Raw genomic sequence first — 25,748 nt, forward strand, 5'->3', positions numbered from 1 at the left:
TCGAGCTGCTCGCCTGAAAAGTCCGGTGGTGACCTTCTGAATCGCACAAAAGAAAACGCCCCGAACGATGTCAGGGCGTTTGCCGGGTGCCAATACCTACATCAGCGGGTTTTCACACGCTCTGTTCTGGCGCCGTTTTTCGGCTGGCTGATCAACGCCAGTTGTACAGTTCCTGCTCGGTCACCGCGCTCATCGGCGTGACTTCGTCCTGGAAGGTCTTCATCGAACGCCAGATGCGGCCGTTCAGGTCGTTCTGGCCCGCCAGTTCTTCGAGTACCACTTGAGATTCGCGCTTCATGGCATCCAGCACTTCGTCGGGGAAGCGCTTGATCGGCACGCCCTGTTCCTTCAGCTGAGCCAGGGACTTGGCGTTGTGGAAAACGTAGTCGTCCATCATGTCCAGGGTCGCGGCGCGGGCAGCTTCGACGACGATGGCCTGCAGGTCGGCAGGCAGGCTGTCGAAGGCCTTCTGGTTGACCATGGACTCGACCACTGCCTGTGGTTCCTGCCAGCCCGGGAAGTAGTAGTACTTGGCGGCTTTGTGCAGGCCGAAGGCCAGGTCGTTGTACGGGCTGACCCAGTCGGTGGCGTCGATCACGTGGGTTTGCAGGGCGGTGAAGATCTCGCCGCCAGGCAGGTTGACGGTGATGGCGCCAAGCTTGCTCCAGACTTCACCACCCAGGCCAGGCATGCGGATCTTCAGGCCTTTGATGTCGGCCAGCGAGTTGATTTCCTTGTTGTACCAGCCGCCCATCTGCATGGTGGTGTTACCCGCCGACAGCGGTTTCACACCGTGCGGCGCGTAGGTCTCGTCCCACAGGGCCTGACCGCCGCCCTTGCTCAGCCAGGCGTTCATTTCCAGGGTCGACAGGCCGAACGGCACCGAAGAGAAGAACTGTGCGGCCGGTACCTTGCCTTTCCAGTAGTAAGGCGTGCCGTGGCCCATTTCGGCAGTGCCGCGGGACACCGCATCGAACACTTCCAGAGCCGGAACCAACTCACCGGCGGCATAGACCCTGACGGTCAGGCGCCCGGCGCTCATGGCGTTGATGCGTTCGGCCAGGCGCTCGGCGGCGGTGCCCAGGCCCGGGTAGTTCTTCGGCCAGGAGGTGACCATCTTCCAGTGGAAGGTTTCAGCGTTTGCGGCGGTGGCGCCTTGCTGGGCAGCAGGTGTGTCTTCCTTGCAGCCGGCCAGGCCGATGGCAGCGAGCAGCGCCACAGCGGCGCCGAACAGGTTACGGCGGTTCATGGTGATCTCCCTTGGGGATGTTGAGCAGCGTGCCCAGGTTGCTTTTATTATCGGGCGCCGGCCGTCACGGCCAGCATTCCTTGTTTTACTGCACAGCCGGCTTGGCGCCGGCCCTTACAACGCTTCCAGCTTGGCATAGGCCAGCATCAACCACTTGCTGCCTTCGTTCTCGAAGTTCACCTGCACCCGTGCCTGCGGCCCGGAGCCCTCGAAATTGAGGATGGTGCCTTCGCCGAACAGTGAATGCTGCACGCGCTGGCCAAGGTTGAACGGGGTGTCCGGTACGGCGCTGCCGGCGAACAGGCTGCTGCCGCTCATGCTGCGATTACCGCTGCCGTATGGGCGACTGACGCTGTTCGACAGGCGCACTTCCTGAAGCAGTTGCGGGGGTACTTCGCGCACGAAACGCGACACCTTGTTGTAGGTCTCGTTGCCGTACAGGCGGCGGGTTTCCGCGTAACTGATCACCAGGTTGTGCATGGCCCGGGTAATGCCGACGTAAGCCAGACGGCGTTCCTCTTCCAGGCGGCCGGGCTCTTCCAGGCTCATCTTGTGGGGGAACAGGCCTTCTTCCATGCCGACCAGGAACACCCGCGGGAACTCCAGGCCCTTGGCGCTGTGCAGGGTCATCAACTGGATGCTGTCTTCGTTCTCGGCGGCCTGGGTGTCGCCGGCTTCCAGCGAGGCGTGGCCGAGGAAGGCGGCCAGCGGCGTCTGCTCTTCATCGCCGTCCTCACCCTCGTAGGAGTCGAAGGCACGTGCGGCGGAGACCAGCTCCTCGAGGTTTTCCACGCGGGCCTGGGCCTTCTCGCCCTTTTCGTCGCGGTGGTAGGCAAGCAGGCCGGACTGTTCGATGACCAGTTGCGCCATGCTGTGCAACTGCATGCCTTCGACCTTCAAGGCCAGGGTATCGACCAGTTCGACGAAGGCATTCAGGGCACTGGCGGCGCGCCCACTGACGACCTTGGTACCCACCGCCTCGTGAAGCGCGGCCCACATCGACAGCTCGTTGGCGCGGGCGAACTGGCGCAGGGTTTCCACCGTCTTCTCGCCAATGCCGCGGGCCGGTACGTTGATGACCCGCTCCAGGGCCGCATCGTTGCCGCGCTGGTGGATCAGACGCAGGTAGGCCATGGCGTTCTTGATTTCGGCGCGTTCGAAGAAGCGCTGGCCGCCGTAGATGCGGTAGGGAATCTTCTCGCGCAGCAGCGCTTCTTCCAGTACCCGCGACTGGGCGTTGGAGCGGTAGAGGATGGCGATCTCGCTGCGCTTGAGGCCGTCCTTGCGTAGGGCGTCCTCGATGGTTTCGACCACGTAGCGGGCTTCGTCGTGTTCGTTGAAGGCGGCGTACAGGCTGATCAGCTCGCCGTCGCCGACATCGGTACGCAATTCCTTGCCCAGGCGCCCCTGGTTATTGGCGATCAGGGCGTTGGCGGCATTGAGGATGTTCGCCGTGGAGCGGTAGTTCTGCTCCAGGCGGATGATCTCGGCCCCGGCGAAATCGCTGTCGAACTGCTGGATGTTCTCGATCTTCGCGCCACGCCAGCCATAGATCGACTGGTCGTCGTCGCCCACCACCATGAGGCTTTCGCCGCCCATGGCGAGAATGCGCAGCCAGGCGTACTGCACGGCGTTGGTGTCCTGGAATTCGTCCACCAGAATATGCCGGAAGCGGCGCTGGTAATGTTCCAGCAGACCCGCGTTGTTGCGCCACAGATCGAGGGCGCGCAACAGCAGCTCGGCGAAATCGATGACCCCGGCGCGGGCACAGGCCGCCTCGTAGGCTTCGTAGATGCCACGCATGGTCGCCAGGAACAGATCACCGCTGGCCTGAATCCCCTGCGGGCGAATGCCCTCATCCTTCTGGCCATTGATGAACCACTGCGCCTGCTTGGCCGGCCAGCGCTGCTCATCCAGGCCCAGCTCGCGAATCACCCGTTTGACCAGGCGCTGCTGGTCGTCGGAGTCGAGAATCTGGAAGTTCTCCGCCAGGCCGGCTTCGCGCCAGTGCGCACGCAGCAGGCGGTGCGCCAGGCCGTGGAAGGTACCCACCCACATGCCTGCCGGGCTCTGCCCAAGCACTTCTTCGATGCGATGGCGCATCTCGGCGGCGGCCTTGTTGGTGAAGGTCACCGACAGAATGCTGTGTGGCGAGACGCCCAGCCGCTGGATCAGGAACGCGATGCGGTGCACCAGCACGCGAGTCTTGCCGGAACCGGCACCGGCCAGCACCAACTGATGCCCAGGCGGTGTGGTGACCGCATGGTGCTGGGCTGGATTGAGGGATGTGAGACGCTGATCGAGGTCATTTTGCATCGCGGCATTCTAGGGGGCCGGCGCGGGTAGGGCAAACGGCAAGAGACCCTGGTCGATCAGTGTTCCGGCAGGTTGGCGAAAATGCTCGCCAGCACCTGGTTGAGCTTGCGCAGCTGGGCTTCGCTCAGCCCCTGGAAGCTCTTGTGGAACAATTCGTCGGTGAGTTCGTGCATGTCGAAGAACGCCTGGCGCCCGGCCTCGGTGAGGCTGACCTGGGTGACGCGGCCGTCCTGGGCGCTCTGGCTGGTATCGACCAGGCCGTCGTCCTTCATTCGGTAGACGATCTTGGTGATGGTGGAAAGCTTGGCCACGGCGTGTTCGGAAATCTCCGAGATGCTCGAGTTGTCGTTCTCGAAGAGGATGTTCAGCACCCGCCAGCGCGGGATGTCCAGGTCGATCCGCTTGAGCAGCTTCTCCATGGCCATGGAGTAGCGCCCGTGCACGCGCGCCAACCAGTAGAAGGGGAACTCTTCCTTGTGAAAATCTTCGCTGGCGGGGTTGTAGCGGCTGCGGCGTTTCTTGGGGATGGACATGGAGGGGCTGCTTTGTGAAAGTCGACGGGCAATCATAGACATTTCTACTAATTCCAGCACCCGCCAAGAAGCTCGGCGGCGCCGGCATGCTGACGCGCGGCTGGCGCGCGTACCTGCCCGCGCACTTGCTCAACCTTTTATTTCCAGTGCCTGGTCGAAGCGAGCCGTAAGTCCCGTTGCATCCAGCAGGCGAAAGAATTCCCGCATGCGCTGCGCCTTGTAGGCACCGATGTCCTGGCCGGCATAGTCGTAGAAACCCTGGCCATCGCGCAGGCCGTTACGGCCGTTGGCCATGTTTTCATGCACGATATCGGCACACTCGAAGCGTTCGCCAAGCTGGCCGGACAGGTACTTCGAGGCATAGAACAGGATGTCGCCGCCGCCCCAGTCGATGAATTCCAACAGGCCGAGCACGGCGAAGCGCAGGCCGAAGCCGACGCGGATGGCCTTGTCGATATCCTCGGCGCTGGCCACGCCTTCCTCGACCATGCGCGCGGCCTCGTTCATCGCCTGCGCCTGGATGCGCGGAATGATGTAGCCGGGTGAGGCGGAGCAGACCACGGGCACCTTGCCGATACTCTCCAGCAACTCGACCATGTCGTTGACCACGGCTTGATCGGTGATCTCGCTGCGGCTGACTTCCACCAGCGGTATGAGATCCGCCGGGTTCAGCCAGTGGGCATTGATGAAGCGCTGGGGTTCGCTGATGAAGGTTGCCAGCTCACTGACCAGGAAGGTCGAGGTGGTGGAGGCCACTCGCGCATCGGCCGGGATGCAGCCGCCGAGCCAGGCGAACAGCTCGCGTTTCATGTCGAGCACTTCCGGTACGCCCTCGAACAGGTAGCGCGCCTCGGTCAGCGAGGCTTCGCAGCCCTCGCGTGGCAACACACTGAGGCGTGCCAGGGCGATCTGCATCTGCGTGTCGGTGAGGCGACCGAGCTCGACCTTGGCCTGCAGTTCGCGGCTGACCGCTTCGCGTACCTGGCTGGCATAGGCGATGCCGTCTTCCGAGCTGCGCTGCTTCACGTCGATCAGCACCACTGGCAGACCGCCCTGGATGAAGGCCAGCGCCATACCCTGGCCCATGCGTCCGGCACCAATGATATGTACCGTTTTCATGGCAACACTCCTTCACGCAGCAGGTGCTGCATCTGCTCGCGGGACAGTTGCGACAGGCCGAGATTTTCCAGGGTACGGCCTTCGGCGTAGAGGTCGCGTTCGGCTACGGCGGAGGCGATGGCCAGCAGCCCGGCGGCGATCGGCGTCGGCACGCCGGCCCAGCGACCCACGGAAACCAGCAGCGACAGGCCCAGGCGAGTGTCTTCCAGCATGTAGCGGTGGCGCTGCAGGTCGATGTCTTCGCGCCAGTCGCCGCTGTCGGTGAGTTTGCCGTGGGCGCCACGCCCGTACATCCATTCGTCGCCGTCGCTGGTGTAATGATCGGCCAGTGGGAAGTGTGGCGCGCCGTAGCCCAGGGCTTCGCGTACGGCCATGCGCTCGGCATCCAGGCCGTTGGTGACCCGGCGAATCGACGGTTGCGTGCCTTCGTTGTGGATGTCCCAGCGCTCGAAGTGTTCCAGGGGGCCGGCGTTCATCATGATCAGCGGCGGGTGGATGATCGGCCCGGCATTCATCAGTGCGCCGGACAGGCCGTCTTCGATCGGCTCGACGCTCGGGTAGGCGGCGCACAGTACGGTGAAGGCCTGTTCGCTCAGGCGCGCCGGGAATACCCCGGTGGGCAGGCGGGTGGCATAGCAGCTGATCACCAGCTCCGCGGGGCCGTGCTTGCGGGCCAGGTAGGGCAGGGTGCCGGTTTCGGCGAAGGCCACCTCGGCGGAATTGCCGGCGTCGGCCATGGCTTTGGCGAACAGGTAGCTGCCGAAGGTACCTGGTGGCAGGAACACCACCTGGCCATCCTGCAGCAGTGGCGCCAGTTCCCGGGCCAGATCGGCGTGGGTGGTCGACGGCAGCGGGATGACGATCAGTTCGGCGCCATCCACGGTGGCGCCCAGGTCGTCGACCAGTTGCAGGCCGCTGTCGCCATCGCCCAGCGGCAGCAGGCGGGTGCCACGGAAATCCCGCACCTGGATGCCGCCCTGGGCGCGGATCGCCGCGAAGGCCGCGCTGTCGCGCCGCCAGAAATTCACCTGATGCCCGGCTTCGCTCAGTTCGACGGCGGCTGCGTAGCAGCCATGCCCTCCACCCAGCACACTGATTTTCATATTGCGACTCCTGTTTGCCGGCAGCCGTCGCCCGTCCGCTGCGCAGGCGGCGGAAGCGGGTGGCGGCCTGTTGCCGTTGACGGTTGGCGATGGCGCTTCAGGGCTGGCCCCGAAGCAGGTACTTGCGTGTGTATTGCAGCGTGACGTTGAGCAGCAGCCCGATCAGCGAGATCAGTACCAGCGGCACGAACATGTCGACCATCTGGAACGAGCGGGCGGCCAGGCTGAGCAGATGGCCGAGGCCGTCGGTGGACGAGATCATCTCGGCCAGGAATACCGTCACGCAGGCGATCAGCAGGCTGATCCGGCAGCCGGTGAGGATCGCCGGCAGGGTCGCCGGCAGCACCACCCGGTACAGGCTGGCGGTGCGGCCGGTGCCTGCCGCCCGGGCCGACCACAGCAGCTTGGGTTCCACCGCGCGGGCGCCGTGGAAGGTCGCCAGCAGAATGGGGAAGATCGCATCCGCCACCACCAGGGCGATCTTCGAGGCGTGGTCGTAGCCGAAGATCAGTACGAAGGCCGGGTAGAAGGCGATCTTGGGGATCGGCGCGAGCACGCGGATCACAGTTTCCAGCAGGCCGCCGGCCACCCGGCTGGCCAGCAGGCCGATGCCCACGCCGAACAGCAGGGCGATGGCGAAGCCGCCGAGCAGGCGGATCAGGGTCTGCTGCAGGTGGAAGAGGAATTCCGCCTGCGGCAGCAACTGCGCCAGGCGCAGCAGCACGGCGCTGGGCGCGGGCAGCAGGTTGGCCGCCACCCAGCCGAGGCGGGTGCTCGCTTCCCAGACCAGCGCCAACAGCAGCAGGGGAAACAGGGGCAGTAACGAATTGGCGAGGCGTCTCATGAGGCGGCTCCACTGTGGCTGTCCTGGCGGCTTTCGGCCCAGTGGGTCAGGCGTCGGCGCAGGCGCTCGAACAGCCAGTCGAGGAGGAAACCCAGGGTGGCGAGGATCAGGATCATGGCGTACACGTCGGGGTACAGCGCCATGTCCATGGCGTTGAACAGCAGGTCGCCGGCGCCGGACTGGCGGGCGATCATTTCCGAACTGATCATCACGATCAGCGCCATGGACAGACCGACGCGGCAACCCAGCAGGACATCGGGCAGGGCTGCCGGCAGCACCACCTTGAACAGCCGCGTCGGGGCGCCCATGCCCATGGCCGCTGCCGACCAGAGCAGTTTCTCGTCCATGCCGCGGGCACCGTGGTAGCTGTGGAACAGCAGCGGCAGGCTGACGCCGAGGAAGATCACCAGGATCTTCGACAGGTCGCCGATGCCGAACCAGAGCATCACCATCGGCATCAGCGCCGCCTTGGGAATCGGGTAGATCACGCTGAGCAAGGGATTGAGCAGGCGCGCCAGGGTTTCGCTGCGGCCCATGCACAGGCCCACGGGCACGGCGAACGCCAAGGCCAGGGCGATGCCGCAGGCCATGCGCCGCAACGAGTCGCCGATACCGCTCAGGGCCTGGCCGTCAGTGAGGATCACCGGTAACTGGCGCAAGGCTTCTCCTGCGGTGGGAAAACCGTCGAGCTGCATCCAGCGCGCCGTCATTTCCCACATCAGCAGCAATGTCAGCACCACCAGCAGCGGGCCGAGCTTGCCGAACAGCTGGTAATGACCGGCCCTCATACGCTGCGGGCCTCCAGGTGAACGTCTTCGATCAACTGCTCGAGATAGACGATGTAGTCCTGGTAGCGACGGTTGACCAACAGTTCGCTGCGCACCCGTGGCCGCGGCAGATCGATGTCGACGATTTCCTTGATGCGTCCGGGGGAACGGGTCATCACCACTACGCGATCCGAGAGGAACACCGCTTCATCGACGCCGTGGGTAACGAACATCACCGTCTTGCGGTCGCGCTCCCAGATATCCAGCAACTCGTTCTGCAGCACCGTACGGGTGTGTGCATCCAGTGCACCGAAGGGTTCGTCCATCAGCAGGATCGCCGGGTCGTAGGCCAGGGTGCGGGCGATGGCCACGCGCTGGCGCATGCCACCGGAAAGCTCCTTGGGATAGAAGTCGGCGTAATCCGCCAGGTTGACCTTGATCAGCAGGGCCATCGCCCGCTCGCGGGCTTCACGCCGACCGACACCCTGTTCGCGCAAGCCATACATGACGTTGCCGATCACGGTTTTCCAGGGAAACAGGGCGAATTCCTGGAACACCGGGCCACGATCCGGCCCCGGCCCGCTGATGGTTCTGCCCTGCGCTACCAGCTTGCCGGAGCTCTGTGCGACGAAGCCGCCGAGCATGTACAGCAGGGTCGACTTGCCGCAGCCGGAGGGGCCGAGTATGGAGACGAACTCGCCTTCACGGATCTCCAGGTTGATATCGTCGAGCGCCATATGGGTGTGGCGGTCGGCGGTGTAGAAGGATTTGCACAGCTTGCTGATGCTGATCATGCTCTGGCCGGTCATGCCTTCACTCTCTCTTCAGGGCTGCAGCAGTACGGTGGGACGAAACTGTTCAGCCTGCAGTGGCGCTTTCAGCAGACCGATTTCCAGGTATTGGTCGAACATCTTCTGCATGCCGGCAAAATCCGGTTGCGCCTGCGGATCGCGAGCGAAGTCGTTCTCCTTGAGCAGGTACTGATCGAGCAGGTCGGTGGGCGCGCGGGTCACTTCGGACACCACCGCCAGGGTTTGCGGTCGGTCGGCCTGCAGCAGGCTCATGGCTTTCTGCAGATCCGTCATGTAGTGCTTGGCCAGTTCGGGATTGGCATCGACGAAGTCCTTGCGGCACACCTCGAGCAGATGCACGGTGTTGGGCATCAGATCCGCAAGGGCGAACAGCTTGCGTACGCCGCCCTTGGCTTCGGCCCTCACCGCGAAGGGCTGATTCATCACCGCGGCATCGATACGGCCGGCACGCAGGGCGGCTTCGGAGCCGGGGAAGCCGGTTTCCACCAGTTTGATGTCCTTGGCCGGATCCAGCCCGTTGTGCTTGAGCAGCATGGCCATCTGGCCGTAGGAGCCGGATCCATAAACGTTGACGCCGACCGTCTTGCCCTTGAGATCGGCGATGCTGTTGATCGGAGAGTCTTCCTGCACGGCCCAGTACAGCGAAAACGAACCCGGCGCCTCGGCCACGTGCTGAGCAATCGCATAGGCCTGCAGGCCACTGGACAATGCACCCTGGCCGAGCGAAAGCGGGGCCTGGGATGAACAGTCGAGTGCGCCGGCGAGCATCGCCTGCACCATCGGCGCGGTGCCCTGGAATTGCGTCCATTCGATACGGTACGACTTGCCCAGCTCGGGAAAGGCATCGGTGCGACGCATCATCCAATACTTCATTTCTTCGGCGGGAATCGACCAGCCGACACGGATGGTCGGCAAATCCTTGGCGCTTGCCGGGTTGCCAAAACCCAGCACGGCCGCGCAGGCGAGTAACTGTAGAGAGCGAGTGAACGTCTTCATGCTGTCATCTCCGGTGCCATCGATCAGGACGGTGGGGCGTCAGGCCGCTACGATCATGCGTAGCCGGCGTATGTGTTTGGCCCGATTCTAGGTAGAGGGTCTGGCTGGTGCTGATCGAAACACGCAACGGGGATTCGCCAGGCGCAACTCAATGGCGGGGAAGCGAGGCTGTCACCCCTGGTGACGCATTGCGGTACTTATAGGTCGAGGTGCTGCCTGTTTTGGTGCGCTCAAGTGAGGCAGGCGAGTTGGCAGTCAGGCCATGCGAGCCCTGGCCCCAAGGCTAATGGTGGTCACCGAGTCGACTGCTGGAAGGCCATCTGCGGTATGGATATTGCTTTCTGATTCACGTGAATTGTTGATCGTAAGCCGATGCTCTGGCTGCGGTCGGTCATCGAATCTGCTTACGTGGGTGTACGAAACATGTTCGATCACTTGCGACATCACAAACTCATGAGTTCCGGCGGCTTCAAGGAGGTCAAGGACGCGGTCAGCCGCTGTCTGTGGCCGCACCACATGAACATGCCCGCAGGGGAGTCGCTGAACTCAGAGTTGTACGGCGTGTTCTTTGGCGATGCGGCGTTGTTCGACCTGCATTACGGCGCCAGCGTCGAGATCGATGCCGGTGACATCGAGCGCTTCTACCTCGTGCGTATCACCCTGGAAGGGGGTGGTCTGATCCGCCTCGGCCAGCACAGCGCCGTGCTGCAGCGTGGCAGCCTGACTGTCTCTTCCCCGTCACAGCACAGCTACATCCGCACCGACCGTGATTGCCGCAGCCTGATCCTGCGGGTGGCCCGCGAAGCCATGGAGCGGCAGTTGCAACATCTGCTGGATCGACCGATGAGTCGGCCGCTGGTGTTCGATATCAGTGTCGAGCCCGACCACCCGGGGTTGTTGGTGATCAGTCAGACCCTCGACTACATCTGTGGTCTTTGCCAGCACGGCGAGCCCGATACGCAGCCGGCGGTATTCGGCACCGCGTTGTCGGATTACCTGGTCTCGGTGCTGCTGACGCAACTGCCGCACAACTACCATGCCGAGCTGCACGATGAGCGTCGCAGGCCATTGCCATCCCACGTGCGGCGTGTCCGCGACTACATCGAAGCGCATCTGGAACAGCCCCTGCCGCTGGTGCAACTGGCCGAAGTCGGTGGTGTCTCGGTGCGCACCCTGCAGAACGGCTTCGCCCAGTTTCTCGGCCAGAGCCCTAGCGACTACCTGAGGAACCGGCGTCTGGCGCGGGTACATGCGGCGCTGCAGCAGGCTGGCAGCTGTGACAGCGTCACCGATATCCTGCTGCGCCATGGTATCGGCAGCTTTGGTCACTTCGCCGTGTTGTACCGCAAGCGCTACGGTTGTCTGCCCTCGCAGACCCTGCGCCGGGGCGCAGCCTGACTGTGCTCATTCACCCAGGCGTACCAGCCGATAGAGCGTTTCCAGAATCGGCGTGCGCAACTGGTGGCGGCGTGCGTGCCGCAGTAATGCGCCATTGATGGATTCGATTTCGCTGGGCCTGCCGGCCTGGCGATCCTGCAGCATCGAAGGGCGGTGTGCAGCCTGCTCGACATACACCTGGCGCATGCGTGCCCGTACCCGCTCGCTGTCGAAGGCGATGCCCTCGGCCATGGCGATGTGCTGGCTTTCGTCTATCACCTGTTCGGCCAGCCAGCGGCCGTCCGCGCTGGCCCCGATGACACCGACCGGCTGCCCGACCAGTACGCACAAGGCGTTGAGGGCGGCGTTGAAGGCCACCTTCTCCCAGATCGCCGACTGCACCGCGGGATCCGTTGCACAGTCGAAACCGGCCCGGCTCAGCAGTTGGTTGACGGCCGACAGCTCGGCGCAGTCGTCCCCGTGGTAGCGCCACAAGCGCACTTTGCCGGTATCGACAGCGTGCACTACGCCTGGTGCAGTGAGATCTGCCGGCACATCGGTCATGCCGATCAGCACGCGCTCCGCCGCTACCGTCTCGATGATGCGCTCGGCATTGCCCAGGCCATTCTGCAGGGTCAGCACCCAACTGTTCGGGCCGATCAGATGACGCACCGAGGTGATCGCCGTACGGGTATGCATGCCCTTGGTGAAGACCATCAGCAGGTCGAACGGCCCCTGTGTATGTTCGGCCAGCGCAATGGGCAGCCTGATCTGGTGCTGCCGTTCCCCGAGATGCAGATGCAGGCCGTGCTCAGTGATCGCCGTGATGCTGACCGCATCGACCTCCACCAGATTGACCCGAGCGCCGCCAAGTACCAGGCGCGCGGCGAACAGGCAGCCCATGGCGCCGGCGCCGATGATGGCGATGTTCATGGAAGATCCTTACCGCTGGCCGTCAGCCGTTTTCTGGCTCTGCGCGCGGTAGTCCTTGGGCGGCATGCCGAAGTGGCGTTTGAATACCCGGGAGAAGTGCGCCGAATCGGTAAAGCCCCACTTGTAGGCGATAGTGGTGATCGGCAGGGCTTTATCGCCGGCCTGGGTGAGATCGCGGGCGCTGCAGTGCAGGCGTTGGCGCTGGATATAGCGGCCGATACTGTCGCCGTCGAGTTCGAACTGGCGATATAGCTGGCGAACAGAAACGTTCAGTTGTGTGGCCAGTTCGGCTGGCGTCGGCGGCGCTTGCAGTGCCTCATTGATCAGGCGCTCGGCGAGGCGGCGCAATGGGCGACCGGTATCCGGAATGTCGTCGATATGCAAAGAGGGTTGCAGCAGGCTGATCAGGGCGTCCTGCAGGGCGGCACCATGGGACTGGCCGGCACCCAGGTTCATCTCTCCCTCGCTGATCTGCTGCAACATACCGTGCAGCAGGCGCCCGCTCAGGCCGGTCTGTTCGAGCTTGCCGAAACGGCAAGCGTGCGCGGGTAGCAGGCGATCCACTGCGTCGCGACAAAGGTGGATCGATAGTTGTGCGATCAGACCTTGCGGCTGCATCTCGAACGCCTCGGCCGAGTCGAGCAGCGCCATGTCGCCAGGGTGCAGAGTGAATGTTCGAGCGCTGCGGTTGATCGCCATGCTGCCTTCACGCTGCAGGACGAGAAAATAGAAGCCGTCATCACCACGGCTTGCGCTGCCGCGTTCACGGCGAATCGACGGAGCGTTGACCTGGATATCCGCCAGGTTCAGGTCACCCAGTCGATGGTGCTGGATATCGCCTATGAAACTGTTCGCATGATTGCCGCGCTGAGTGATGAAGCGGCCACACACGGCATGTACTGCATGATTCCAGTGGTCGAAATCGTGGAGGTTTTGTACGCTCACGAGGCACCTCGAAGGGCTTTCTAGTAGTTTTGGTGCGCAAGTGGGCGGATTTTGCACACATGACTAATCACGGGAAACTTCAAGCATTTCTCGCGCCAGAAACCGAACCGGGAGTGGTGAGTTTTCGAACAGGGCCGGCAAGCCGACCCGAAAGGCGATTCAGTAACGGATCATCACCGATTTGAGTTCGGTGTAGTCGTCGATGAAGGCACTGCCGAATTCCCGGCCGCTGCCCGAGGCCTTGATACCGCCGAAGGGCACCGACGGGTCGAGGAAGGTGTGCATGTTGACGTATACCGTGCCGGCCTCGATCTGTGGAATCAGGCGCAGCGCCCTGGACAGGTCGTTGGTCCATATGCTGGCGCTGAGGCCGAAGGGCGAGTCGTTGATCAGGCCCGGCAATTGCTCGACCTCGTCGTAGGGCAGCACGCACAGCAGCGGACCGAAGGTCTCCTCATGGAGCAGGCGATCCTGGGCGCTGTTGGCGAGCACCAGGGTCGGTTCGACGAAGTAGCCGGGGCGGGCCAGGACGTTGCCGCCGCAGACGATGCGGCTTTCACGGCGGGCCAGCTCGAAGAACTGCACGACCTTGTCGAACTGCGGCCGGTTGGCCAGCGGGCCGAACTGCACGCTTTCGTCGAGTGGCGAACCGATGCTCATGCCTTGCAGCGCGGCGCTGAATTTCTCCAGGGTTTCGTCGAGGCGCGAGCGCGGCACGTAGAGCCGTTCCGGCGCGGCGCAGACCTGGCCCTGGTGCACGTAGCCGGTCTGAATCAGCCCGGCGATGGCGGCGTCGAGGTCGACGTCCGGTAGCAGCGCCGCCGCATTCTTGCCGCCCAGCTCCAGGGTTACCCGGGTCAGGTTGGCGGCCATAGCTGCCTGGCCGACTTTCAGGCCGGTCGGCACCGAGCCGGTGAACGACACCTTGGCCACCTGGGGGTGGTCGATCAGTTGCGCGCCGACCTCGCCGCTGCCGTTGAGCACGTTGAACACGCCCGCCGGCACCCCGGCCTCGACCGCCAGCTCGGCCAGGCGCAGCAGGGTCAGCGGGGTGAATTCGCTGGGTTTGAGCACCAGGGTGCAGCCGGTGACCAGCGCCGCGGCGATCTTCCATACGCCGATCATCACCGAGAAATTCCACGGCACGATACCGGCCACCACGCCGACCGGCTCGCGGCAGGTGAAGGCGGTGTACTGTTCGCCGGCCAGCGAGGGGAAGGACGGGCTCATGGTTTCGCCGTTGATCTTGGTCGCCCAGCCGGCGTAGTAGCGCAGGAACACCGCGCTCTGGCCGACTTCGAACAGCCGCGACAGGTGGATCGATTTGCCCGAGCACAGGGTTTCCAGCTGGGCCAGTTCCTCGCCGTTGGCTTCGATGAGGTCGGCCAGGCGGTTGAGGATCACCCCGCGCTGGTAGGGCGAGGTCGCCGCCCAGCTTCCCGTGAAGGCCTGGCGCGCCGCGCTGACGGCAGCCTCGACGTCGGCGGCATCCGCCGTCGCGACCTGGGCGATGGCCTCACCAGTGGCCGGATTGACGACCGGGATGCGCCCGGCGCAAGCGCTGGCGCGGTAAGCGCCGTCGATGAAGTGGCCGTGCTCGCGCTGCAGGAACGCCTGCACTTGGGGCAGCAGTTGAATGTCGCTCATTGGGAAGACTCCTTGGCAGTTGAAAAACGAATCAGAGAGGAATGGCGACGTTGAGCCAGAACTTGCCGCCTTCCGGGCGGTTGCGCACGTCGAACTCGTGCTGGTAGCGGCCCTGGACGTTCAGGCCGCTGGCCGTGGTGTAGGTGAACTGCGGGCCCAGCGCCGTGGCGCGGCCCTTGAAGTCGCCGAGCACCGCGCCGGCGCCGCTGTCGCCGCTGAGCTGCCTGTAGCTGTAGCCGCCGATGCCCACGCCCCAGTTGCCGAAGTGCTTGGCGGCGACGAAGTCGGCGTGCAGTTCGTTGCCGGAGCGGTAACGGGTGTCGGTGTTCTCGTAGTTGTGGTCGAACATGGTCTTCATCGAGAACTCGTAGCCTTGCGGGTTGCGGTAGGTGAAGGCGAACAGCGGTTCGAGGGTGACGTAGTTGCGGCCGATGTTGGCCAGTGCGTCCTTGTCGTAGCGGCCGGTGGGCAGGTACACGTCGACGGCTGCGAGCCAGTGCCAGTTGCCGGCGTGCCAGCCGACGGCCAGCGGACTGAAGATGAAGTCGCCGATGCCGGCGCGGTGCTGACGCCCACCGGCGCCCAGGTCGACGTCCACGTCGGCGGCGACCAGGAAGGCGTGCATCGCCCAGTTGCCGCCGAGAATCCGTTTATCGGTGACATGGATGGCGCGCAGGATGGTGGCGGCGGTGCTGACCTTGAAGTCGTCGAACGCCGGGTTCGAGCTGGCGAACCGGTCGGCGCTGTAATAGGTGTTGTAGCTGACCAGGTAGCTGCCCGGTGGCGGCAGGGCGCCGGTCATGAAGCCTTCGCTGCCGTTGGCGTAGGCGCCACCGCCGCCTTCGGTGGCCAGGGCGCTCTGTCCGAGAGCGAGCAGGACAAGGGTGGTTACGCCGATCAAATAACGCTGTTGGGAGAAACGCATGGGTGATCCTCGAGCCGAATTCTGGGTGTGCGGATCCATGACGCGATGGATCCGCCATGGGCCTTGAAGGTCAGTCAGGAGCGGTCGGGTGCGGCGAGCGATGCCTGGGGCGTGCCGATCAGAGCATCGAGATTCAACATCTTTTCGTGTGGGGCGTTCAGCGCCAGCGGTACGTTGCCAAGGATGAAATCGGCACCTCGTTCGCCCAGCATGATCGCCGGCGCGTTGGTGTTGCCGCTGGCGATCTGCGGGCACACCGATAGGTCGATGACCCGCAGGTTGGGTACGCCATGCACACGCAGTTGCAGGTCGGTCACCGAGGTCGCCGGATCGCTGCCGAGGCGGCAGGTGCCGCCAGGGTGGTAGACGGTCTTGATCGCCTTGCGCACGAAGGTCTCGATGCCGGCGGTGTCTTGCCAGTCGATGTCTTCCGGGGCGGTGATCTTCTTGATCAGGTTCTTCAGGGCCGGTTGCTGCATGAGCTTGAGGCCGGTCTGCACGGCGCGGATCTGACCTTCGAGGTCTTCCGGGTCGCCCAGGTAGTTGGGGTCGATCAGCAGCATGTCGGCCGGATCGCTGCTGCGCAGACGCACCTCGCCGCGAGCCTTGGGCCGCAGGTGGCCGACTTTTACCGTGAGGCCATGCTCGGCGGCGGGCGGCACTTCGCCGGGGGTATTGTCGAAATTGTCCATCACGGGCAGAAACATGAACTGGATGTCCGGCCGGCCGACGTCCTGGCTGTCGACGAAACCGCCACCTTCGAGAATGTTGCTGGTCAGCAGGCCGCTGCGGAAGGCCAGCCACTGGGCCATGTGCTTGATGCTGCGCAGACCCTTGTCTTCGCCGAGGATGCTGTTCTGTTCGTGGGTGGTGGCGTTGAGCGACAGGTGCAGATGATCGTGGAAGTTCTTCCCCACCGGCAGGTCGACCAGGGTCTCGATGCCGAGGTCAGAGAGGTGTTCCTTAGGGCCGATGCCGGAGAGCATGAGAATCTTCGGGCTGCCGAAGGCGCCAGCGCTGAGGATCACTTCCTTGCGTGCGCGGGCGGTGATCGGTGCGCCATCCTTCTCACTGAATTTCACCCCGATGGCGCGGCCGTTCTCGACGATTACCTTGTGCGCCAGGGCGTCGGTGACCACGGTCAGCTTGCTATTGTCGCGCACCGATTTCAGGTAGGTGCGCGACGTGCTGGCGCGGGCGCCGTTGCGTGTGGTGGTCTGGTAGAAACCAACGCCCTCCTGGGAGGCACCGTTGAAGTCGTTGACGTAGGGCAGGCCCATCTCCTGGCCAGCACGGACGAAGGCCATGGTCATCGGGTGGCGATAGCGGTTCTCGCTGACCGGCAGCGGGCCCTCCTGGCCGTGGTATTCGCCACTCAGGCTCTCGTTGGCTTCGGCCTTCCTGAAGTAGGGCAACACATCACGATAGCCCCAGCCGGGGCAGTTCCAATCTCTCACCCAATCGTCATAATCCTCGTGCTGGCCACGGATGTAGATCATCCCGTTCACCGAACTGCCGCCACCGAGCACCTTGCCCTGGGCGATGATCATCTCGCGGTCGTTGCAGTGCTTCTGCGGCACGGTCATGTATGGCCAGGACTTCTGCTGGAAAACCTGCACAACTGTTGCGGGCATGGTGTGGAAGGGACTGCTGTCCTTGCTGCCTGCTTCGAGCAGTAGCACGCTGCCGGCGTTCTGCTGGATCAGCCGGGCGGCGACTACGCAGCCTGCCGAGCCTGCACCGATCACGATATAGTCATATTCCTGGGTGGGCATTGGAGCGACCTCGCTGATGTCCCGAAGGGATCGTTGTGAGGCCCCATTCAAGCCTCTATCGGCGGCAGGAAATTGATCGTGGTGGACAGGTTGTTGTATGTGGTTGCCAGGTTTTCGGATCCGCCCAGGTTGGGGGCTATCCACTATCTTCTGGCCAGACCCTATCCCTTGAGAAAGCGCTGGGCCAGACCCAGTTGCGACTCGGCGAGTTGGTGCAGCGCCTGGCTGATCTCGGTGGTGCGTCCGGCCTGCTGGCTGGTGCGCTCGGTGAAGCCGGCGATCTCGGTGATCTGCTGGTTGATCTGCTCGGCGACCTGGCCCTGTTGCTCGATGGCGGCGGCCATCTGCAGGCTCATCCCGCTGATCTGGCCGACTTCTTCGCAGATGCGTGACAGTGCCTGACGCGCCTGCTGCACATCGGCGCTGGCGCGTAGCGCGGCCTGTTCGCCCCGTTGCGCTGTCGCCAGGGCGTTGCTGCTGCCATTGCGCAGGCTTTCGATGGAACGCTGGATTTCATGGGTCGATTCGCGGGTGCGTGAGGCGAGGCTGCGTACTTCGTCGGCGACCACCGCGAAGCCACGTCCCGACTCGCCGGCGCGGGCCGCTTCGATGGCGGCGTTGAGTGCCAGCAGGTTGGTCTGTTCGGCGATGCTCTGGATCACGCTGGCAATGCCGCCGATGGATTCGATGGCCTCGGCCAGGCTACCGACGGCGCTACCGATTTCTTCTACCGAGGTGCGCATGGTCTGGGTGGAACCCTGGCTGTCGTCGGACAGACGCTCGCCGTCGCGGGCCAGTTGGTCGGCGTTCTGCGCAGCCTGGGCGGTGCTCTGCAGGTTGCGTGAAAGCTCCTGGATGGTGGCGCTCATCTGATTGATCGCCGCAGCGGTCTGTTCGGTCTCGCGAACCTGCCTGTCCAGTTGTTCGGCGGCGTTCTCCACTACTTCGGCCGAGGTATGTGCCTGCTGGCGCAGAACCTCGCTGTTGATGCAGATGCGTGACATCACCGTGGTCATCCGCGCGCGCTGGCTGTTCAGGGCCATGACCAGCAGGGCGCTGCTGTCGGCGTGGCGGCTGTGCAGCGGCGCCAGTAGCGGCTCGCTGTAGATTTCCCGGTACAGGCCAAGGATATTGCGGGTCAGCCGGCGCTGGCGAAGAGCCGGTTGCAGCCCGGCCAGCAGCAGGGCGAGCAGGGTCAGCAGCCCCGCCGTTAGTGGCAGGCGTGTGGTGAGAGTGGCGCCGAGCACCAGCAGGCTGAGGCCCAGCTGCAGGCCATGAGTGGCCAGCAGCGAGACGATGCGCTGGCCTGGTGTCCAGGGCGACTGGCCACGGCCGAGGCGAGCGTAGAGCGCTTCGGCCGCCTGTATTTCCTCAACGCTGATCGGCTGGTAGACGGTGCCCAGGGCGGACAGTTTGCCGTCATCGAACAGCGGTACCACGTAAAGCTTGTGCCAGTAACGCTCGCCCTGCCGGTGCCGGCCCATCACTGGCCCAGTCCAGGGCACCCCGGCGCGCAGCGCCCGCCACATGCTGTCGAGGACGATGGCAGGCATGCGCGGATCGTTGATCTGCTCATGCGGTTTGCCGACCAGTTCGTCCTCGCGCAGGCCGCACATACGCAGGTAGGCCGCATTGCAGCTGAGCAGCATGCCCTGCGGGTCGAGCCGCGAAATCGGCGGTTCGTCGAAGGTCTTGGCGGCGGGACGGATGGCGGCATTCATGGCACGACTCCTTGTGGTTACCAGGGCAGTACGCGCTCGGCGCGCATCTTGCGCACCATGGCGTCGTAGAACTTGGTGGCGAAGCCACTCTCGCGGATCAGCATGGCGGTGAGGTTGGCGCACTTCTCGGCGACGCCCTCTTCGAGCGGGTTGTCTTCGCCGCCCAGGGCGCCGGCGGCACACTGGTTCTCGGCAGCACGCTGCACCGTCCAGAGCAGGAAGAAGGCTTTCTCGATGCTGCTCTCGCCAACGGCGATGCCATGGTTGCGCAGCACCAGGATGTGCTTGTCGCCGAGGCTGGCGATCATCCGTGTCTTCTCGTCATCGAACAGGGTGATGCCCTCGAAGGTGTGGTAACCGATGCGGCCGTAAAGCTGCGCACCGTAGAAATCGTCATGGGTGAAGCCGCGCTTTTTCTGCACCACGGCCGAGACCGGTACCGTGTGGGTGTGGAGGATGCACTGGATATCGTCGCGTGCGCCGTGTACCGCGCTGTGCAGGGCGAAACCGGCGGGGTTGCCGTCGTAGGGTGACTCGTCGAGTTTGTTGCCGTGCAGGTCGACCTTGAGCAGGTTGGCCGGAGTGACTTCGGTGTAGTTCAGGCCGAACGGGTTGACCAGATAATGGTGAGCCGCCCCGGGCAGGCGTGCGGAAATGTGGTTGAAGATGGTCTCGGTCCAGCCGAAGTAATCGACCAGGTGGTAGCAGTGGGCGAGCTTGATGCGCAGTGCCCACTCTTCGTCGCTGCAGTGAGTGGGCTTGCTGAGGTCGGTCATGGCATTCATGGCAATGTCTCGTTCAGTGTGCATGGATCTGGGCGCCGCGAAAGCGCGCCAGGGTGAGGATGTCCTGGGTGGTGGGCATGGCAAGCCCCTGGTAGCCGGCCAGTTCGATCACCGCATCGCCAATGGCGGCCAGCTCCAGTGGCCGACCCTGTTCGAAATCCTGCAGCATGGAGGTGCGCACCGGGCCCATGCCGGCGCCCAGTTCCATGAAGGTCTGCGGGTCGAAGTTGATGCGTGCGCCATAGGCCGCAGCGGTGAGCAGGGTTTCCTGGAGGATCTTGGCGACCACGTTTTTCAGTTCGGTCTTGCCGTACAGCTCTTCCAGCGTCGCGCCGGTGACCACCGACAGCGGGTTGGAGCTGAGGTTGGCGATGATCTTGGTCCACAGCTGGTCGCGAATACGCTCGGTGGCTCGGGCTTCGATACCGCTGCGGGCGATCAGTGCACGTACCCGTTCCAGGCGTTCGCTCATCTGCTCGTTCGGTTCGCCGAGAATCATCAGGTGCGGGTTGTTCGAACGTGCCACGCCGGGCGATTCGGTTTCTGCGGTGATGAAGACCACGCAACCCAGTACCCGATCCAGATCAAGCGCGCGGCTCAGCACGCCGCCGGGATCGACTGCCTGCACCTGGCGCTCGGCGAAGCGCCCCTCGACGCCGTGGAAGTACCACCAGGGCACGCCATTGACCACCGGTACCACGACGGTGTCGGGGCCGATCAATGGCGCGAGGCTGGGCAGCAGGCCGACGAGTGCCGGGGCCTTGGTGCAGACGAATAGCAGATCCTGCTCGCCGAGTGCCTCGCAATCGTCGCTGGCGTTTACCGGGGCATGATGTTCGCCATCCAGATCGGTCAGGCGTACGCCGTTGTCGCGCAGCGCGACAAGTGTCTGGCCGCGCGCGAGCAGGCTGACCGGCTGGCCGCTGGCTGCCAGGCGTGCCGCCAGGGTGCAACCAATGGCGCCGGCACCGACGATGCACAGGCGTGGAGGGTTCGAGCGGGTCATGGCTTTCTTCCTCAGGTCGCGAGCATTTCCTGGTGTTTGCTGGCCAGGCCGAGGTAGGCCTCGATCACCCGTGGGTCGTCGGCCAGTTCCGCCGCCGGGCCCTGCATGGCGATCTGCCCGGTTTCCAGCACGTAGGCGTAGTCGGCAACCCGCAACGCTGCCCTTGCGTTCTGCTCCACCAGCAAGATGGACACACCCTGGCGCCGCAGGTCGGCGATGATGCGGAAGATTTCTCGGGTGATCAGCGGCGCCAGGCCCAGGCTCGGTTCGTCGAGCATCAGCAGCTTGGGCTTGGCCATCAGCGCGCGACCCACGGCGAGCATCTGCCGCTCGCCGCCGGAGAGGGTCGCCGCCAGTTGCTGGCGCCGCTCGTGCAGACGCGGGAACAGGCTGTACACCTCGGCCAGGGTTCTGCGCCAGTCGCGTTCGCCCTGGCGTACGCGCTGGAAGGCGCCGAGCTGCAGGTTGTCTTCCACGCTCATGCTGTTGAACAGCTCGCGCTTTTCCGGCACCAGGCCGAGGCCGCGGCCGACCAGTACTTCGACCTCCGGCACGGTTTCCAGGGTACCGTCGAAACGTACCTGGCCCTTGGAGCCGAGCACGCCCATGATCGCCGAGAGCAGGGTGGTCTTGCCGGCGCCGTTGGGGCCGATCACGGTGACGATCTGCCCTGCGCCGACACTCAGGCTGGCGTTGCTCAGGGCCTCGACCTTGCCGTAGGCCACGCACAGGTCTTTCACTTCGAGCAGGGTGTTTGCGGGTTTATTGCTCATATTCATCACTCCGCTCCGCCCAGGTAGGCTTCGAGTACCGCAGGATTCTTCTGCACGTCGTCCGGCAGGCCTTCGGCGATCTTCTGACCGAATTCCATCACCACCACGCGATCGACCAGGCCCATGACGAAGTCCATGTCGTGCTCCACCAGCAGGATCGCCATGCCTTCGCCGCGCAGCTTGCGCAGCAGGTCGCAGAGGGCCTGTTTTTCCTTGTGGCGCAGCCCGGCGGCCGGCTCGTCGAGCAGCAGCAGGCAGGGGTCGGCGCACAGGGCGCGGGCGATCTCGAGGATGCGCTGCTGGCCGAGGGCCAGGCTGCCGGCTTCTTCGTAGAGGTAATCGCCGAGACCGACGCGCTCCAGCTGACGCCGGGCCTCGCGCAGCAGATCCGCTTCCTCGGCGCGCTCGGTGTGCAACAGCGACGGCACGATGCCCTTGTCGCCGCGCAGGTGGGCACCGATGGCGACGTTCTCCAGCACGCTCATGCTCTGCAGCAGTTTCACGTGCTGGAAGGTGCGGCTCATGCCCAGGCGAGCGATGCGCCGTGACGGGATGCCGTTGATGCGTTGGCCCATGAACAGCACATCGCCTTCGGTAGGAATGTCGACCCCGGAAATCTGATTGAACAGGGTGCTCTTGCCGGCGCCGTTGGGGCCGATCAGGGCGAGGATCTCGCCGGCGTGCACCGTCAGGTTCATGCGGTCGTTGGCCACCAGACCACCGAAGCGTTTGCTGACGTCGCGGGCTTCGAGGATCGCTTCGCCCGCTTGTGGCAGGTCACGACGCGGCAGCGTAGACGCCTGCTCGTCGGCTCTCGGCGCGCCGTTGCCGTGACGCCAGCGGGCCGGCATCAGGCGTGTCAGCAGCGGCCACAGGCCGCCCGGCGCGCGCTGCATCAGCAATATGATGAGCAGGCCGAAGACGATGGTTTCATAGTTGCCCTGGCTGCCCAGCAGCATTGGCAGCCAGTCCTGCAGCCACTGCTTGAGCAGGGTCAGGATACCGGCGCCGAGCAGCGCGCCCCAGACGCTACCGACACCGCCGATGAGCGCCATGAACAGGTATTCGATACCCATGTGCAGGCCGAACGGCGTCGGGTTCACGAAGCGCTGGTTGTGTGCGTAGAGCCAGCCGGAAAGGGCGGCCAGCAGCGCCGAGATGACGAAGATCACCATCTTCGCGCGGAAGGTGTTGACGCCCATCGACTCGGCCATCACCTGGCCGCCCTTGAGCGCGCGGATCGCCCGGCCCTCGCGGGAGTTGAGCAGGTTCTGCACCAGCAGCATGGCCAGCAGCAGGATCACCCAGATCAGGTAGAACATCTTCCAGCCCTTATCCAGCACCAGGCCGAACAGCGACACCGGTGGCAGGCCGCTCATGCCGGTGTGCCCGCCGAGGCCGTCGAGGGTACCGAACAGGTAGTACAGCGAGATGCCCCAGGCGATGGTGCCCAGTGGTAGGTAATGCCCGGACAGCTTCAGCGTCAGCGCGCCGAGCAGCAGCGCCACCGTGGCGGTGAGGGCGATACCGATGAGCAGGGCCAACCAGGGTGAGCCCCCGGCCCAGGCGAGCCAGGCGGGCAATTGCTCGGTGGCGGTCAGGTAGGCGCTGGTGTAGGCGCCGAGGCCGACGAAGGCGGCCTGGCCGAAGCTGGTCATGCCACCGACGCCGGTGAGCAGCACCAGGCCCAGCACCACCAGGGTGTACAGGCCGATGTAGTTGAGCAGGGTGACCTGGAAGGTCGGCAACGCCAGGGGCGCGATACCGAGCAGCAGGACGAAGGCGATCAGCAGGGCGCGCAGCTTCATTCCTCCTCCTCCACGTGACGGCTGGTGAGCGAGCGCCAGAGCAGGAAGGGGATGATCAGGGTGAACACGATGATCTCTTTATAAGTGCTGGCCCAGAACATCGAGAACGCCTCGATCAGGCCGACCACCAGGGCGCCGAGGGCGGCCACCGGATAGCTGACCAGACCGCCGATGATGGCGCCGACGAAGCCCTTGAGGCTGATGACGAAACCCGAGTCGAAGTACAGGGTGGTGATGGGCGCGATGAGGATGCCCGACAGCGCGCCGATGAAGGTCGCCATGGCGAAGGTGGCCTTGCCCGCCAGGGTCGGCGAGATGCCCATCAGTCGCGCGCCCATGCGATTCACCGCGGTGGCGCGCAGCGCCTTGCCGTAGATGCTTCGCTCGAAGAACAGGAACAGGCTGGTGATCAGGATCAGCGATACCACGATGACCCACAGCGTCTGGCTGTTCAGGGTGACCGGGCCGAGCTCCAGGCCGGCCTCGGAGAACGGTTGGGTGCGCGCACCCTCCGGGCCGAACAGCAGCAGGCCGACGCCGACCATCGCTACGTGCACGGCGATGGAGACGATCAGCAGCACCAGCGGATGGGCGTCGGCCACGGGCTGGAAAAACAGTCGGTAGATCTGTGGCCCAAGGGGGACGACGAGGGCCAGGGTCAGCATGGCCTGAATCGCCATGGGCAGCTCGGCCAGCGACAGGTTCTGAATCAGCAGTACCATCGCCACGGCATAGGCCAGTTTCACCGGCACCCAGCGGGGGAGACGAAAGCCATGGCTGGCACGCGCCGCACCAATCAGGTCGAGGGTGCAATCGATCAGTGTCAGGCCGAGCAGCAGCCAGACCAGCGAGGTCGGCTGGCCGGCCTGCAGGGCGGCCATGGTCAGGGCGCCGTAAGTGACGTATTCACCCTGCGGAATCAGCAGGATTCGCGTCACGGTAAACACCAGCAGAATGGAAAGGGCCAGCAGGGCGTAGATCGCACCGTTGGTCACGCCATCCTGGCCGAGCAGCATGGCTATCTGGAAATTCATGGGGGCTACATCCTTCGAATACAGGATTCGTAACGCGCGCAGCAGATCCCGGAACGAGAGATCCGGGGCCGGCTGGCGTCTAGCGTGCGGCCGGTGCCTGGCACCGGCTGGGGAGCGACAGCTGGTTTATTTGAGCAGCACCCATTTACCGTCCTTGACGGTGATCAGCTCGCGGCCGCGTTCATCGAAGCCACTGTGATCTTCGGCGCTCATGTTGTAGACGCCCTGGGTCGCGGCCAGCTCGTGGGTCTGTTCCAGCGCATCACGCAGCGCCGAACGGAACTCGGCGGTACCCGGTTTGCCCTGCTGCAACGCGGTGGGAATAGCCTGCTCCAGCAGCAGGCCGGCGTCATAGACATTGGCGCCGAAGGTCGCCGGTTCGCGGCCATTGAGCTGGGTGTAGTCATCGATGTATTTGCGCGCCACAGCCTTGGACGGATGATCGTCCGGCACTTCGTCGATCACCAGTATCAGGCTGGCGGCGAGGATGGTGCCCTCGACCTTGCGTCCGCCCAGTTGCAGGAACGCCGGCAGGGCGGCGCCATGGGTCTGGTACACCTGGCCCTTGTAGCCCTGGTCGAACAGCGTGGTCTGCGGCATGACTGCGGAGCTGCCCGGTGCCGCCACCAGCACCGCGTCGGGGTGCTGGGCGATGATCTTCAGGCTCTGCCCGGTCATCGAAGTGTCCTGACGCTGGAAGCGCTCGTTGGCAACGATCCTGATGCCGTTGTTCGCGGCCAGCTCGCTCATCACCTTGCCCCAGTTCTCGCCGTAGGGGTCGGCAGTGCCGACCAGGCCGAGGGTCTTCACGCCGTTCTTGACCATATGCTCGGTCAGCGCCTGGGCGATCAACTCATCGTTCTGGGTGGTCTTGAACACCCACTTCTTCTGCTCGTTCATCGGCAGCACCACGGCCGCAGTACCTACCGGCGCGAGCATCGGCGTACCCGACTCGGCGGCGAACTGGATCACGCCCATGGCGTTCGGCGAGCCGCTCGGGCCGATGATGGCGTCGACGTTCTCCTCGTCCAGCAGCTTCTTGAAGGCTTTCACCGAGGCGGTGGGATCACTGGCGTCATCCAGCGAGATGTAGCGGATGGTCTCGCCACCAGCCTGAGTAGGCATGAGCGCAACACTGTTCTTCTGTGGAATCCCGACCAGGGCGATGGGCCCGGTCGAGGAGGTGATCACACCGACCTTTACTTCGGCCTGAGCCGCCATCGACGCGCAAAGCGCACTCAACATCAGGGTGGACACAGCTCTCTTGAACAGCATGTCGT

General features: G+C 64.3%; 22 protein-coding genes. 1 reads left to right on the forward strand and 21 read right to left on the reverse strand.

The annotated features are described in order from the left end of the window. Nucleotides 1-151 precede the first annotated feature (151 nt). From DNK06_RS17905 to DNK06_RS17945, 9 genes are all read right to left on the reverse strand, one after another. Nucleotides 152-1,249: a TRAP transporter substrate-binding protein gene (locus DNK06_RS17905; RefSeq protein WP_131181360.1), complete on the reverse strand. Its 1,098-nt coding sequence runs from the start codon at nt 1,247-1,249 to the stop codon at nt 152-154. 114 nt (nt 1,250-1,363) lie between these two features. Next, nucleotides 1,364-3,565, reverse strand: a complete 2,202-nt coding sequence (gene uvrD / locus DNK06_RS17910; protein WP_131181361.1) for a DNA helicase II — start codon at nt 3,563-3,565, stop codon at nt 1,364-1,366. 56 nt (nt 3,566-3,621) lie between these two features. Next, entirely contained in the window at nt 3,622-4,098 is a 477-nt protein-coding gene (locus DNK06_RS17915) for a MarR family winged helix-turn-helix transcriptional regulator (RefSeq protein ID WP_131181362.1), read from the reverse strand. A 129-nt stretch (nt 4,099-4,227) separates the two neighbouring features. Next, nucleotides 4,228-5,217: a 3-hydroxybutyryl-CoA dehydrogenase gene (locus DNK06_RS17920; protein ID WP_131181363.1), complete on the reverse strand. Its 990-nt coding sequence runs from the start codon at nt 5,215-5,217 to the stop codon at nt 4,228-4,230. Next, nucleotides 5,214-6,320, reverse strand: coding sequence for an NAD/NADP-dependent octopine/nopaline dehydrogenase family protein (locus DNK06_RS17925; protein WP_131181364.1), 1,107 nt, complete (start codon nt 6,318-6,320; stop codon nt 5,214-5,216). Before DNK06_RS17925 ends, DNK06_RS17920 begins: the two co-directional genes overlap by 4 nt. A gap of 97 nt (nt 6,321-6,417) precedes the next feature. Then, the gene (locus DNK06_RS17930) at nt 6,418-7,164 is read right to left on the reverse strand and encodes an ABC transporter permease (RefSeq protein WP_131181365.1); all 747 of its coding nucleotides are present in this window, start codon (nt 7,162-7,164) and stop codon (nt 6,418-6,420) included. Beyond that, nucleotides 7,161-7,952, reverse strand: a complete 792-nt coding sequence (locus tag DNK06_RS17935; RefSeq protein WP_131181366.1) for an ABC transporter permease — start codon at nt 7,950-7,952, stop codon at nt 7,161-7,163. The genes DNK06_RS17930 and DNK06_RS17935 overlap by 4 nt, the downstream gene beginning before the upstream one ends. After that, complete coding sequence (locus DNK06_RS17940) at nt 7,949-8,740, reverse strand: ABC transporter ATP-binding protein (RefSeq protein ID WP_131181367.1); 792 nt, start codon at nt 8,738-8,740, stop codon at nt 7,949-7,951. Before DNK06_RS17940 ends, DNK06_RS17935 begins: the two co-directional genes overlap by 4 nt. 15 nt (nt 8,741-8,755) lie before the next feature. Then, nucleotides 8,756-9,739: an ABC transporter substrate-binding protein gene (locus DNK06_RS17945; RefSeq protein WP_131181368.1), complete on the reverse strand. Its 984-nt coding sequence runs from the start codon at nt 9,737-9,739 to the stop codon at nt 8,756-8,758. A 423-nt stretch (nt 9,740-10,162) separates the two neighbouring features. On the opposite strand from DNK06_RS17945, the gene DNK06_RS17950 reads away from it, so the two are divergent. After that, nucleotides 10,163-11,137 carry an AraC-like ligand-binding domain-containing protein gene (locus DNK06_RS17950; protein ID WP_131181369.1) on the forward strand — a complete coding sequence of 325 codons (975 nt, stop codon included), beginning with the start codon at nt 10,163-10,165 and terminating at the stop codon, nt 11,135-11,137. A 6-nt stretch (nt 11,138-11,143) separates the two neighbouring features. Here the strand turns inward: DNK06_RS17950 and DNK06_RS17955 are convergent, their stop codons facing one another. The 12 genes from DNK06_RS17955 to DNK06_RS18010 all read right to left on the reverse strand — a co-directional run bounded on the left by DNK06_RS17955 (nt 11,144) and on the right by DNK06_RS18010 (nt 25,743). After that, nucleotides 11,144-12,049: a ketopantoate reductase family protein gene (locus DNK06_RS17955; RefSeq protein WP_131181370.1), complete on the reverse strand. Its 906-nt coding sequence runs from the start codon at nt 12,047-12,049 to the stop codon at nt 11,144-11,146. A 9-nt stretch (nt 12,050-12,058) separates the two neighbouring features. Next, nucleotides 12,059-12,994, reverse strand: a complete 936-nt coding sequence (gene feaR, locus DNK06_RS17960) for a transcriptional regulator FeaR (protein ID WP_131181371.1) — start codon at nt 12,992-12,994, stop codon at nt 12,059-12,061. 159 nt (nt 12,995-13,153) lie between these two features. Beyond that, on the reverse strand, nt 13,154-14,641 hold the full coding sequence (locus tag DNK06_RS17965) for an aldehyde dehydrogenase family protein (RefSeq protein WP_131181372.1): 1,488 nt from the start codon (nt 14,639-14,641) through the stop codon (nt 13,154-13,156). 31 nt (nt 14,642-14,672) lie between these two features. Further along, nucleotides 14,673-15,566 carry a SphA family protein gene (locus DNK06_RS17970; protein ID WP_131181373.1) on the reverse strand — a complete coding sequence of 298 codons (894 nt, stop codon included), beginning with the start codon at nt 15,564-15,566 and terminating at the stop codon, nt 14,673-14,675. Between the two features lie 74 nt (nt 15,567-15,640). Then, nucleotides 15,641-17,341 (reverse strand): GMC family oxidoreductase, encoded by a 1,701-nt coding sequence (locus DNK06_RS17975; RefSeq protein WP_131181374.1) that lies wholly within the window; start codon nt 17,339-17,341, stop codon nt 15,641-15,643. Nucleotides 17,342-17,502: 161 nt separating this feature from the next. Continuing rightward, a complete protein-coding gene (locus tag DNK06_RS17980; RefSeq protein WP_131181375.1) occupies nt 17,503-19,062 on the reverse strand; it encodes a methyl-accepting chemotaxis protein in 1,560 nt (519 codons plus the stop codon). A gap of 17 nt (nt 19,063-19,079) precedes the next feature. Continuing rightward, the gene (locus DNK06_RS17985) at nt 19,080-19,847 is read right to left on the reverse strand and encodes a class II aldolase/adducin family protein (protein WP_131181376.1); all 768 of its coding nucleotides are present in this window, start codon (nt 19,845-19,847) and stop codon (nt 19,080-19,082) included. A gap of 13 nt (nt 19,848-19,860) precedes the next feature. After that, nucleotides 19,861-20,853, reverse strand: a complete 993-nt coding sequence (locus DNK06_RS17990; RefSeq protein ID WP_131181377.1) for a ketopantoate reductase family protein — start codon at nt 20,851-20,853, stop codon at nt 19,861-19,863. A gap of 11 nt (nt 20,854-20,864) precedes the next feature. Beyond that, a complete protein-coding gene (locus tag DNK06_RS17995) occupies nt 20,865-21,626 on the reverse strand; it encodes an ABC transporter ATP-binding protein (RefSeq protein ID WP_131181378.1) in 762 nt (253 codons plus the stop codon). Between the two features lie 5 nt (nt 21,627-21,631). Continuing rightward, complete coding sequence (locus DNK06_RS18000) at nt 21,632-23,434, reverse strand: branched-chain amino acid ABC transporter ATP-binding protein/permease (protein ID WP_131181379.1); 1,803 nt, start codon at nt 23,432-23,434, stop codon at nt 21,632-21,634. Further along, on the reverse strand, nt 23,431-24,468 hold the full coding sequence (locus tag DNK06_RS18005; protein WP_131181380.1) for a branched-chain amino acid ABC transporter permease: 1,038 nt from the start codon (nt 24,466-24,468) through the stop codon (nt 23,431-23,433). Before DNK06_RS18005 ends, DNK06_RS18000 begins: the two co-directional genes overlap by 4 nt. Before the next feature lie 126 nt (nt 24,469-24,594). Then, on the reverse strand, nt 24,595-25,743 hold the full coding sequence (locus tag DNK06_RS18010; RefSeq protein ID WP_131181381.1) for an ABC transporter substrate-binding protein: 1,149 nt from the start codon (nt 25,741-25,743) through the stop codon (nt 24,595-24,597). Nucleotides 25,744-25,748 lie beyond the last annotated feature (5 nt).

Source organism: Phytopseudomonas daroniae (assembly GCF_004327285.1).
Taxonomy (GTDB): Bacteria; Pseudomonadota; Gammaproteobacteria; order Pseudomonadales; family Pseudomonadaceae; genus Aquipseudomonas; species Aquipseudomonas daroniae.